At 72.0% G+C, this 11,432-nt stretch carries 9 protein-coding genes and 1 pseudogene; 9 read left to right on the top strand and 1 reads right to left on the bottom strand.

The window, feature by feature from the left end; all coding sequences use genetic code 11:
* Positions 1–20 precede the first annotated feature (20 nt).
* On the bottom strand, positions 21–416 hold the full coding sequence (locus AB0I45_RS02390) for a metalloregulator ArsR/SmtB family transcription factor (RefSeq protein ID WP_137319832.1): 396 nt from the start codon (positions 414–416) through the stop codon (positions 21–23).
* A 62-nt stretch (positions 417–478) separates the two neighbouring features.
* On the opposite strand from AB0I45_RS02390, the gene aspS reads away from it, so the two are divergent.
* The 9 genes and pseudogenes from aspS (at position 479) to AB0I45_RS02345 (ending at position 11,422) form a co-directional block, all read left to right on the top strand.
* On the top strand, positions 479–2,257 hold the full coding sequence (gene aspS, locus AB0I45_RS02385) for an aspartate--tRNA ligase (RefSeq protein ID WP_247424947.1): 1,779 nt from the start codon (positions 479–481) through the stop codon (positions 2,255–2,257).
* Positions 2,254–3,732 (top strand): replication-associated recombination protein A, encoded by a 1,479-nt coding sequence (locus AB0I45_RS02380; protein WP_360316514.1) that lies wholly within the window; start codon positions 2,254–2,256, stop codon positions 3,730–3,732. Before aspS ends, AB0I45_RS02380 begins: the two co-directional genes overlap by 4 nt.
* 69 nt (positions 3,733–3,801) lie before the next feature.
* Positions 3,802–4,125 (top strand): annotated as a pseudogene (locus AB0I45_RS02375) (FAD-dependent oxidoreductase); the annotation flags it as partial.
* 122 nt (positions 4,126–4,247) lie between these two features.
* Positions 4,248–5,207, top strand: a complete 960-nt coding sequence (locus AB0I45_RS02370; protein ID WP_360316511.1) for an NAD(P)/FAD-dependent oxidoreductase — start codon at positions 4,248–4,250, stop codon at positions 5,205–5,207.
* 232 nt (positions 5,208–5,439) lie between these two features.
* Positions 5,440–6,066, top strand: a complete 627-nt coding sequence (gene rpsD / locus AB0I45_RS02365; RefSeq protein ID WP_137319828.1) for a 30S ribosomal protein S4 — start codon at positions 5,440–5,442, stop codon at positions 6,064–6,066.
* A gap of 191 nt (positions 6,067–6,257) precedes the next feature.
* Positions 6,258–8,915, top strand: coding sequence for an alanine--tRNA ligase (gene alaS / locus AB0I45_RS02360; RefSeq protein ID WP_137319827.1), 2,658 nt, complete (start codon positions 6,258–6,260; stop codon positions 8,913–8,915).
* Positions 8,915–9,397 carry a Holliday junction resolvase RuvX gene (gene ruvX / locus AB0I45_RS02355; protein ID WP_175406964.1) on the top strand — a complete coding sequence of 161 codons (483 nt, stop codon included), beginning with the start codon at positions 8,915–8,917 and terminating at the stop codon, positions 9,395–9,397. Before alaS ends, ruvX begins: the two co-directional genes overlap by 1 nt.
* Complete coding sequence (mltG, locus tag AB0I45_RS02350) at positions 9,394–10,521, top strand: endolytic transglycosylase MltG (protein ID WP_137319826.1); 1,128 nt, start codon at positions 9,394–9,396, stop codon at positions 10,519–10,521. The genes ruvX and mltG overlap by 4 nt, the downstream gene beginning before the upstream one ends.
* The gene (locus AB0I45_RS02345) at positions 10,511–11,422 is read left to right on the top strand and encodes a shikimate dehydrogenase (RefSeq protein ID WP_360316506.1); all 912 of its coding nucleotides are present in this window, start codon (positions 10,511–10,513) and stop codon (positions 11,420–11,422) included. Before mltG ends, AB0I45_RS02345 begins: the two co-directional genes overlap by 11 nt.
* The last annotated feature ends 10 nt before the right edge of the window (positions 11,423–11,432 follow it).

Genomic DNA, 11,432 nt, shown 5'->3' with positions numbered 1-11,432 from the left:
CGGCCGAGCGCTCCGGGCGCTCAGCTGCGCGCGCTGAGCGGTCCGGCGGCGCGCGGCTCCGGATCCGGGGCGAGGGAGCCGTCGGGGGCGATGTGGTCGAAGATCTCGCTCACCATCGTCACGACGTGCGGGTCGTCCACGAGGTAGACGATCCGGCGGCCCTCCCGGCGGGAGGACACGAGCCCGGCGAGGCGGAGCTTCGCGAGGTGCTGGGACACCGCCTGCACGCTCGCCCCGGACGCCTCGGCGAGCCCGGTGACATCGGATTCGCTGTGCACGAGGTGCCACATGATCAGCAGCCGCGTGGACGAGGACAGCATGCGGAAGGTCTCCGCGGCCACCTCGATCTGGGCGCTCGTCGGCGCCTCCCCGATTCCGTCCTCCACGGCTCCTCCTCCACGACCTGCGACTATCATGGGTGCCGGACGCACCACCGTCCCATCCTGCACCATCTCCCAACGCTTAAGGAGCAGACCCAGTGCTGAGAACCCACGAGGCGGGCACGCTGAGTGCCGCTGACGTCGATTCCACCGTCACCCTCGCCGGCTGGGTCGACCGCCGCCGCGACCATGGCGGCGTCGCCTTCATCGACCTCCGCGACGCCTCGGGCATCGTCCAGGTCGTCGTGCGCGAGCAGGACGCCGACCAGCTCCGCAACGAGACCGTGGTGAAGGCGAGGGGCACTGTGGCGGCTCGCCCCGCGGGCAACACCAACCCCGGCCTGCCGACGGGTGAGATCGAGGTCGTCGACACCGAGATCGAGGTGCTCGCGCCCGCCCGTGCGCTGCCCTTCCAGGTGTCCGACCACGCCGAGGACTCCGGCCAGGTCGGCGAGGAGACCCGGCTCAAGTACCGCTACCTCGACCTCCGCCGCTCCGGCCCGGCCGCCGCCATGCGCCTGCGCGCGCAGGCCAACCGGGCGGCCCGCGGCGTCCTCGAGGACCACCGCTTCATCGAGGTCGAGACCCCCACGCTCACCCGTTCGACCCCGGAGGGTGCACGCGACTTCCTCGTCCCGGCGCGCCTGCGCCCGGGCAGCTGGTACGCGCTCCCGCAGTCCCCGCAGCTCTTCAAGCAGCTCCTCCAGGTGGCCGGCCTCGAGCGCTACTACCAGATCGCGCGCTGCTATCGCGACGAGGACTTCCGCGCCGACCGGCAGCCGGAGTTCACGCAGCTCGACATCGAGGCCTCGTTCGTCGAGCAGGAGGACGTCATCGGGCTCGCCGAGGAGATCCTCGCCGCCCTGTGGAAGCTCATCGGCCACGAGATCAGCACCCCGATCCCGCGCATCACCTACCACGAGGCGATGGAGCGCTATGGCACCGACAAGCCCGACCTCCGCTTCGGCCTCGAGCTCACCGACCTCACCGCGTACTTCGCCGACACCCCGTTCCGCGTGTTCCAGGCGCCCTACGTCGGCGCCGTCGTCCACCCCGGCGGCGGCTCCCTGCCGCGCCGCCAGCTCGATGCCTGGCAGGAGTGGGCCAAGCAGCGCGGCGCGAAGGGCCTGGCCTACGTCCTCATCCAGGAGGACGGCTCGCTGACCGGCCCGGTCGCCAAGAACATCTCCGAACAGGAGAAGGCCGGGCTCGCCGCCGCCGTCGGCGCCGAGCCGGGCGACGCGGTGTTCTTCGCCGCCGACGCACCCGGTGCGGCACGTGCCCTGCTCGGCGCGGCGCGCCGCGAGATCGCCGCGCGCACCGGGCTCATCGACGAGGGCGCCTGGTCGTTCGTGTGGGTCGTCGACGCCCCGCTGTTCGAGCCGACCGCCGACGCCGAGGCCTCCGGCGACGTCGCGGTGGGCTCCGGGAGCTGGACCGCGGTGCACCACGCGTTCACCGCGCCCAAGCCGGAGTTCATGGACACCTTCGACACCGACCCGGGCTCGGCGCTCGCCTACGCCTACGACATCGTGTGCAACGGCAACGAGATCGGCGGCGGCTCGATCCGCATCCACCGCCCCGACGTGCAGGAGCGCGTGTTCGCCGTCATGGGCCTCGGCGAGGAGGAGGCGCGGGAGAAGTTCGGCTTCCTCCTCGACGCCTTCGGCTACGGCGCGCCGCCGCACGGCGGCATCGCGTTCGGCTGGGACCGGATCGTCAGCCTGCTCGCCGGTGCGGACTCGATCCGCGAGGTCATCGCGTTCCCCAAGTCCGGGGGCGGCTACGATCCGCTGACCGACGCGCCGGCCCCGATCACCGACGCGCAGCGCGCCGAGGCGGGGGTCGACTTCGACCCCGAGGCCGAGGACGGATGACCGATCTGTTCAGCCAGGCGGGTGTCCCGGATTCCTCCGGGGCGCCCGCCTCGTCCGTCCTCGACCCGCTCGCGGTGCGGATGCGCCCGCGCACGATCGCGGAGATCGTCGGCCAGGACCACCTGACCTTCCCCGGATCGCCGCTCCACCAGCTCGTCACCGCCCAGCCCGGGGACAAGGCCGGGGCGAGCTCTCTGCTGCTGTGGGGCCCTCCCGGCGTGGGGAAGACGACGATCGCCCACGTCGTGTCGCACGCCTCCGATCGCCGCTTCGTCGAGCTCTCCGCGATCATCGCCGGGGTCAAGGACGTGCGCCGGGTGATCGAGCAGGCACGTGCCGACCGGGAGCTCCACGGGCGCACCACCGTCCTCTTCCTCGACGAGATCCACCGCTTCTCCAAGGCTCAGCAGGACGCGCTGCTGCCCGCGGTGGAGAACCGGCTCGTCGTCCTCATCGCAGCGACCACGGAGAACCCGTCGTTCTCCGTCATCGCCCCGCTCGTCTCCCGCTCGCTCGTGCTCACCCTCCGCCCGCTGTCGGACGCGGACATCGGGGAGCTCGTCGACCGCGCACTCGCCCACGAGCGCGGCCTCGCCGGGACCTTCGCACTCGCCGCGGACGCACGGGAGGACATCATCGCGCTCGCCGCCGGCGACGGGCGGCGCTCGCTCACCATCCTCGAAGCCGCCGCCGCGATCGCCCGCGCCCACGCCGGTGCGGGGGAGAGCACCGGTGGGGGGACCGACACCGAGGACGGAACCGACACCGGGACCGACGCCGAGGGGAAGGCCGACGGCGCCGGAAAGACCGACGCCGAGGGGGAGGAGCGCGACCTCCCGCTCATCTCCGCCGCCCATGTCGCAGATGCCGCCGACCGCGCCGTCGTGCGCTACGACCGGGCCGGTGACCAGCACTACGACGTCGTCTCCGCGTTCATCAAATCGATCCGCGGCTCCGACCCCGACGCCGCGCTCCACTACCTCGCGCGGATGATCTCCGCCGGCGAGGACCCCCGTTTCATCTGCCGCCGCATGGTGATCGCCGCCGCCGAGGACATCGGCATGGCCGATCCGCAGGCGCTCGTGATCGCCGTCGCCGCACAGACTGCGGTCGAGCGCATCGGCATGCCCGAAGGGCGGATCCCGCTCGCCGAGGCCGTCGTCTACCTCGCCTGCGCCCCGAAGTCGAACGCGAGCTACCGCGGGATCGACAGGGCGCTCGCCGACATCCGGGAGGGGAGGGCCGGCGAGGTGCCGCTGCACCTCCGCGACGCGCACTATCCCGGGGCGAAGGCACTCGGCCACGGCGAGGGCTACCGGTACTCCCACGACTATCCGCACGGCGTCGTCGCCCAGGAGTACCTGCCGGAGTCGCTGGCCGGGACCCGCTACTACGAGCCGACGGCCAACGGCGCCGAATCCCGGATGGGCGAGCGGCTCGCGGCCCTGCGAAGGATCCTCGGCCGCAACGGATGAGCGCGCCGACGGCTGCCATCACCGCCCCGGCGACGAGCGCCGGCTCTCCGCGGTCGGTAGGGTGGAGGCATGAGCGATTCAGTCGAACCCAGCACAACCGATACCACCGGCCTCGCCGTCGACGTCCTCGTCATCGGCTGGGGCAAGGGCGGCAAGACGCTCGCCCGCACCCTCGGCAGCTCCGGGACCCGGGTCGCGCTCGTCGAGCAGTCGGAGTCGATGATCGGCGGCACGTGCATCAACGTCGCGTGCGTGCCGACGAAGACGCTCATCCACCAGGCGGCGGTCAAGCCCGAGGCGACACCGCCGGCGGAGTGGTTCACCACCTCCGTGGAGGCGCGTGACGCGCTCATCGGCAAGCTCAACACCCGCAACCGGGAGCTCGTCGAGGAGGCCCCGGACGCCGTGATCGTTATGGGGAAGGCGGCATTCCTCGACCCGCACACCGTCGAGGTGACCAGGGCGAGGACCGGCTGCGCATCACCGCGGACACCATCGTCATCAACACCGGCACGGTGCCCGCCGGGCCCCCGATCCCCGGCGCGGACTCTCCCCGCGTCCACGACTCGACGACGATCCAGCACGCCAGCCCCTTCCCCGAGCGCCTCGCGATCGTCGGGGGCGGCTACATCGGGCTCGAGTTCGCCGGCATGTTCGCCGGTTTCGGCTCGGAGGTCACCGTCATCGATCCGGGGGAACGGATCCTGCCCAGGGAGGACGATGACATCGCCGCCGGTGTCACCGAGCACCTCGAAGCCGCCGGCGTGACCTTCCTCATGGGGTCGGCCGTGAGCGCGATCGAGGACACCGGGGATGCGGCCCTCGTCCGCACCGAGGACGGCCACGCAGTCGAGGCCGAGGCGGTGCTGCTCGCCGTCGGGCGCAGCGCCACGACGGCCGGGCTCGGCCTCGGGCGGGCCGGCGTCGAGGTCGACGAGCGCGGATTCGTCCGTGTCGACGACACGCTGCGCACCTCCGCCGAGCACATCTTCGCCGTCGGGGACATCAACGGAGGGCCCCAGTTCACCTACGTCTCCCTCGACGACCACCGGATCGTCGCCGGCCAGCTCACCGGCGACGGGACCCGCCGCCGCAGCGACCGGGCGGCCGTGCCGAACACGATGTTCCTCACCCCGCCCCTGTCCCGGGTCGGCATCAACGAGCAGCAGGCGCGTGCCGAGGGACGCGGCGTCCTCGTCGCCGCGAAACCGGTGGCGCAGATCGCGGCGATGCCGCGGCCCAAGATCCTCGGCAACCCCACCGGCATGATCAAGTTCGTCGCCGACCCCGATACCCGGGAGCTGCTCGGAGCGACCGTGTGGTGCGTCGACTCGCAGGAGGTCATCAATCTCCTCGCGCTCGCGATGCGCGCGCACGTCACCGTCGATGCGCTGCGCGACGGGATCTGGACCCACCCCTCGAGCACCGAGGCGCTCAACGAGGTGCTCGGCGAGCTCCGCCCGCTCACCGTCTGAGTCCTCGGGTGGCCCGGTGACGCCGCCGATTGGACGGCAGCGGCGCCACCGGACTAGTATGATCGATTGCTGTGCCTGCACCCTGAAGGCGGTCGGCTCCGGAGTGCTCGCTCCGGTCGCCCTCTTTCCCAGCCCGGGAAACAGCGGCTCCGGAACCGGTCGAGCCCCCGTGCGCATCGTGTGCGCAGGACCCGCCCGGAGCACACGATGCGAACCGAAAGGTCACCCACACATGTCCGCACCCGCACGCGATCGCCGTCAGGTCCGCCTGTCGCGCGCCCTCGGCCTCCCGCTCACCCCGAAGGCCGAGAAGTACTTCGAGCGCCGCCCTTACCCGCCGGGCGAGCACGGCCGTGCCCGTCGCCGCAACGACAGCGACTACTCGGTCCGCCTCAAGGAGAAGCAGCGCCTCCGCGCGCAGTACAACATCCGCGAGGCGCAGATGCTCAAGACCTACAAGGAGGCGCGCCGCCTCCCGGGTCTGACCGGTGAGAACTTCGTCGAGCTCCTCGAGATGCGACTCGACGCCCTCGTGCTGCGCGCCGGCTTCGCCCGGACCATCGCGCAGGCCCGCCAGTTCGTCGTCCACCGCCACATCTGCGTCGACGGCCAGCGCGTCGATCGTCCGTCCTTCCGTGTCAAGGAGGGCCAGATGATCCACGTCCACGAGAAGTCCGCGCAGATGGATCCGTTCCAGGTCTCCGCCGCCGGCGCGCACCGCGACGTGCTCCCGGCCGTGCCCGGCTACCTCAAGGTCGACCTCGAGGCGCTGCAGGCCACCCTCCTGCGTCGCCCCAAGCGCGACGAGGTTCCCGTGACCTGCGACGTGCAGCTCGTCGTCGAGCACTACTCGCGCTGATCGGCACGCACCAGCACCACCGGTGAGCGCACCCGCGCCCATCATTCGCACTGCCCGGCTCCCACTGCGGAGCCGGGCAGTCGCCATTCATCCGCCCGCCTCATCCACTAGACTTGCCCAGGATGCGCACCGCCCGCCGACACCTCCGGCGGTCACCCGATGAGCCCGCCGCGCGGGACGAAAGGTCAGGAATGAAGACGGCAGAGATCAGACGACGCTGGCTGGCATACTTCGAGGCCCAGGACCACGCCGTGGTGCCCTCGGCCTCCGTCATCAGCTCGGACCCGTCGATCCTGTTCAACATCGCCGGGATGGTGCAGTTCATCCCGTACCTGTCCGGTCGCGAACCCGCTCCCTTCGCGCGCGCCACGAGCGTGCAGAAGTGCGTGCGCACCCAGGACATCGAGGAGGTCGGCCAGACCACCCGGCACGGCACCTTCTTCCAGATGAACGGCAACTTCTCCTTCGGCGACTACTTCAAGGAGGGCGCCATCCGGTTCGCGTGGGAGCTCCTCACCAGGCCGGAGGCCGACGGCGGGCTCGGCTTCGACCCGGACCGCCTGTGGGCGACCGTCCACCGCGACGACACGGAGACCATCGACCTGTGGCTGGCGAACACCTCGATCCCGGCCGAGCGGATCCAGACCCGCGGCAACGAGGACAACTTCTGGCACACCGGACAGCCCGGCCCCGGCGGGTACTGCTCCGAGATCTACTACGACCGCGGGCCCGACTACGGCGTCGAGGGCGGGCCGGTCGCCGACGAGGACCGCTACATCGAGATCTGGAACCTCGTGTTCATGGAGTTCGCGCTGTCCGCGGTGCGCTCGAAGGTCGACTTCGACATCGCCGGCGAGCTGCCGGCGAAGAACATCGACACCGGCATGGGGCTCGAGCGCGTCGCGTTCCTCAAGCAGGGCGTGGAGAACATGTACGAGATCGACGAGGTGTTCCCCGTGATCGCCGCCGCGAGCGCCCTGTCGAACCGGGAGTACGGGGCCGACCACGCCGACGACGTGCGGATGCGCGTCGTCGCCGACCACGTGCGCTCCGCCCTCATCATCATCGGCGACGGCGTGCGCCCGGGCAACGAGGGGCGCGGCTACATCCTGCGCCGCCTGCTGCGCCGCGCCGTGCGCGCCATGCACCTGCTCGGCGTGAGCGAACCCGTGCTCCCGCACCTGCTGCCGGTGTCCAAGGACGCGATGGCGGAGTCGTACCCGGAGCTCGCCACCGACTTCGACCGGATCTCACGCATCGCCTACGCGGAGGAGACCGCGTTCCGCCGCACGCTCGACTCCGGCACCCAGCTGCTCACCACGGCGGTGGAGAAGGTCGGCTCCGGCGGCACGATCGGCGGCGACGTCGCCTTCGCGCTCCACGACACCCACGGCTTCCCCATCGACATGACGCTCGAGATGGCCGCCGAGCAGGGCGTGACCGTCGACGAGGAGGGCTTCACCGCCCTCATGGCCGAGCAGCGCCGCCGCGCCAAGGAGGACGCCAAGGCGAAGAAGGGCGGACTGCAGGCCGATCTCTCCGCCTACTCCGCGCTCCTCGAGTCCGGCCCCACCGAGTTCGTCGGCTACGACACGCTCACCACCGACTCCCGGATCCGCGGCCTCGTGGCCGATGGTGAGGCCGTCGACGTCGTGACTGCGGGGCAGACCGTCGACCTCGTCCTCGATGTCAGCCCGTTCTACGCCGAGTCCGGCGGGCAGAAGGCCGACACCGGGATCATCCGCGGCGACGGCTTCACCGCCCGCGTCCTCGACGTGCAGAACACGCTCAAGGGTCTGCCCGCGCACCGGATCGAGGTGCTCGACGGGGAGATCGCAGTGGGGCGCGACGTCCATGCCGAAGTCGACGGCGGCCACCGCTTCGCCGCCGCCCAGGCGCATTCGGCCACGCACCTCGTGCACGCAGCGCTGCGCGAGATCCTCGGCTCCAACGCCGTGCAGGCCGGATCCCTCAACCAGCCCGGCTACATGCGCTTCGACTACTCGTTCCCCGAGGCGCCGAGCACGGCTGCCCGCGCGGAGATCGAGGACGCGGCGAACATCGCGGTCCGCGACAACCTCGAGGTGAGCTACGAGCACCTGCCCTTCGAGGACGCGAAGGCCTCCGGAGCGCTCGCGCTGTTCGGCGAGAAGTACCCCTCCGTGGTCCGCGTCGTCGACATCGGCGGCCCGTTCTCGCGCGAGCTGTGCGGCGGCACCCACGTGGCCCGGACCACGGAGATCGGCCCGATCTCCGTGATCTCGGAGGCCTCGGTGGGCTCCGGCACCCGCCGGATCGAAGCCTCGGTGGGGCTCTCGGCGTTCCGGGAGCTCGCCAAGGAGCGCACGATCCTCCAGTCGCTGTCCGACCTCCTCAAGGTCCCCGGCGCGGACGTCCCCGAGCGCGTCGCGAACCTGCTCGCGCGGATCAAGGACGCCGAGCGCACGATCGCCGCCCTCAACCAGGAGAAGGTGCTCGGCGCGGCACAGGCCGCGCTCGACTCCGCCCGTCGGGTGGGAGCGGTGACCTTCTCCGGGACCGTGCTCGGCGACGTGTCCGGCGCCGGCGACGTCCGCTCCTTCGTCCTCGACGTCCGCAACCGGATGGGCTCGGAGGCCGGGGTCGTCGCGGCGATCGGCGTGGCGGGCGGGAAGCCCGCCGTCGTCGTCGCCGTCAACGACGCCGCCCAGGCCACCGGGCTGCGGGCCGGCGACCTCGTCAAGGCGGCCTGTGCCGAGCTCGGCGGGGGAGGCGGCGGCAAGCCCGACCTCGCGCAGGGCGGCGGCAGCGACGCGAGCCGCGCCGAGGCGGCGATGAGCGCGGTGGCGCGCGCCCTGGAGACGAGCTGATGGCATTCCGCCGCGGCCGCCGGCTCGGGATCGACGTCGGCAGCGTGCGCGTCGGAATCGCCCAGTGCGACCCCGACGGCATCCTCGCGACCCCGCTCGACACCGTGTACCGGCGCGACGGAGACGCCGCCGCGCTGCGGCGGATCGCCGCGCTCGTCGCCGAGGTCGAGCCGATCGAGCTCGTCGCCGGGCAGCCGCGCTCCCTCGACGGCACCGCACGCGCCTCGGCGGACACCGCCCTGGCCTTCACCGAGCAGATCGCCGGTGTGACCGGACTGCCGGTGCGGCTCGTCGACGAGCGCTTCAGCACCACCGAGGCCCACACCGTGCTGCAGGCGGTGGGGCGGAGCGCCCGGAAGCGGCGCGAGATCGTCGACGCCGTCGCCGCGGTGGTCATCCTGCAGAGCGCAGTGGACCAGGAGAAGAGCACGGGCATGCCGGCCGGCACGCTCCTGCACCCGGCACCGGAGGCCCCCGCATGACCGAGATGGATGAGATCACCAGCGACGACGGCCTGAGCCGGACCGAGCGCCGGGAGAAGGCCAGGCGGCGCATGCTGCGCCGTCGACGGACCACGATCTTCGCGCTCGTCGCCGTCCTCGTCATCGGCATCGGCGGATTCGCGGCCTTCACCACCGCCGGCTCGGTCGTGAGCGAGATCTTCGGAGACTCCGGCGACTACGAGGGCGAGGGCGGCGAGGCCGTCGTCGTCACCGTGCTGCCCGGCTCCTCGGCCACGCAGGTCGCCAACCAGCTCGTGCAGGAGGACGTCATCAAGTCCGCCCGCCCCTTCCTCGATGAGATCGAGCGCCGCGAGGTCACGATCCAGGCCGGCGACCTCAGCCTCCGCAAGCAGATGAGCGCCGCCGCCGCCGTCGAAGCGATCGTCAACCCGGAGGCGCTGCAGACGATCGCGGTCCCCGAGGGCTTCCGGCTCAGCCAGATCGAGGCACGGATGATCGAGTCCGGGATGAGCGAGGACGAGGTCGTCAAGGCGCTGAAGGACAAGACCCCCGGAGACTACGGGCTCGACGTCGACACCCCGAGCCTCGAGGGCTATCTCTATCCCGCCACCTACGACATCCGGCCCGGGATGACCCCGGAGGAGATGGTGCAGGAGATGGTCGATCGCACGAAGACCGAGATCGAGGAGCTCGACATCCCGCTCGAGGACGTCAACGAGGTGTTCACACTCGCCAGCCTCGTCGAGATCGAGGCGCCCGGCGACGAGGAGGTGCGTCGGCAGGTCGCCCGCGTGTTCCTCAACCGGATCAGCGACACCTCGCAGACGAACGGCCTGCTCCAGTCCGACGCCACCGTCCACTACATCTTCGGCACCCGGAACGACGCGAGCACCACCGCCGAGGAGCGGGAGAGCGACGACCCGTACAACACGTACAAGCACCCCGGCCTGCCCCCGGGCCCCATCAACTCGCCCAGCCGCAGTGCCGTCGGCGCCGCCCAGAACCCCGCCGACGGCGACTGGCAGTACTTCGTCGCGACGAACCCCGACACCGGGGAGACGGAGTTCGCCGAGACCTACTCCGAGCACCAGCGCAACGTCGAGAAGTACCGCGAATGGCTGCGCAATCGCGATGACGGCTGACGCGGCGGTCGCGCCGGGCTCGCGGCCGCGGATGCGGGCGGCCGTGCTCGGCTCGCCGATCGACCATTCGCTCTCCCCGGTGCTCCACCGGGCGGGCTACGCCGCGCTCGGCCTCAGCGGCTGCGTCTACGACCGCTGCGAGGTGGACGAGGCCGGCCTCGCCGACTTCCTCGACACCCACCCCGAGCACCGCGGGTTCTCCCTCACCATGCCGCTCAAGCACGCGCTGCTCGAGCTCGCGGCCGCACGCGGCTGGGAGATCGACTCCGTCGCCGCGCGCACCGGGGCCGGCAACACGCTCACCCGGCTCCCCGACGGCTCCGTGCGCGTGACGAACACCGACGTGGCCGGCATCGTGCGCGCACTCCGCGCGGCCGGCGTCGGCACTGCCGGCCCGCGCCCGCTGCGCGCCGCGGTGCTCGGCGGCGGGGCGACCGCCGCCTCGGCGACCGCCGCGCTGGCCGAGCTCGGCGCGGAGTCCATCGAGTTCTCCGTCCGCACCCCGGCCCGTGCCGCCGCCGTGCACGCCCTCGCCGAGGAGCTCGGCATCGAGGCATCCGTGGGCCTGCTCGCCGACTGGCGGCCCGGGGAGGCCGACATCACCGTGTCGACCCTGCCCGCCGGGGCGCTGGCCGGTGTCGGCCTCGCCTGGCCCGAGCGGTTCGCACAGCCCGCGGCGCTCCTCGACGTCGCCTATGCGCGCGCGGAACCCGACCTCCTGGCGGAGTTCACCGCACGCGGCGGGACCGCGGTGCCCGGCACCCGCATGCTCGTCCACCAGGCCGTCGAGCAGTTCCTCGGCTTCACCGCCGCCGCGGGCTGCGACCTCGACACGCCGGAGCACCGGGCACGGCTCGTCGCCGCCATGCTCGATGCCCTGCCCCGTGCCGCCGGTGCCTGAGCGCCCGCCC

It is taken from the genome of Brevibacterium sp. NPDC049920 (assembly GCF_040656435.1).
Taxonomy (GTDB): Bacteria; Actinomycetota; Actinomycetes; order Actinomycetales; family Brevibacteriaceae; genus Brevibacterium; species Brevibacterium pityocampae.
Note: the sequence above shows the minus strand (reverse complement) of the source record. Positions and strands in the feature narration are given on the sequence as shown.

Coding starts and splice junctions, on each gene's coding strand:
- alaS (WP_137319827.1), top strand. CDS start 6,258: ATGAAGACGGCAGAGATCAGACGACGCTGGCTGGCATACTTCGAGGCC.
- AB0I45_RS02390 (WP_137319832.1), bottom strand. CDS start 416: ATGATAGTCGCAGGTCGTGGAGGAGGAGCCGTGGAGGACGGAATCGGG.
- AB0I45_RS02345 (WP_360316506.1), top strand. CDS start 10,511: ATGACGGCTGACGCGGCGGTCGCGCCGGGCTCGCGGCCGCGGATGCGG.
- rpsD (WP_137319828.1), top strand. CDS start 5,440: ATGTCCGCACCCGCACGCGATCGCCGTCAGGTCCGCCTGTCGCGCGCC.
- ruvX (WP_175406964.1), top strand. CDS start 8,915: ATGGCATTCCGCCGCGGCCGCCGGCTCGGGATCGACGTCGGCAGCGTG.
- AB0I45_RS02380 (WP_360316514.1), top strand. CDS start 2,254: ATGACCGATCTGTTCAGCCAGGCGGGTGTCCCGGATTCCTCCGGGGCG.
- mltG (WP_137319826.1), top strand. CDS start 9,394: ATGACCGAGATGGATGAGATCACCAGCGACGACGGCCTGAGCCGGACC.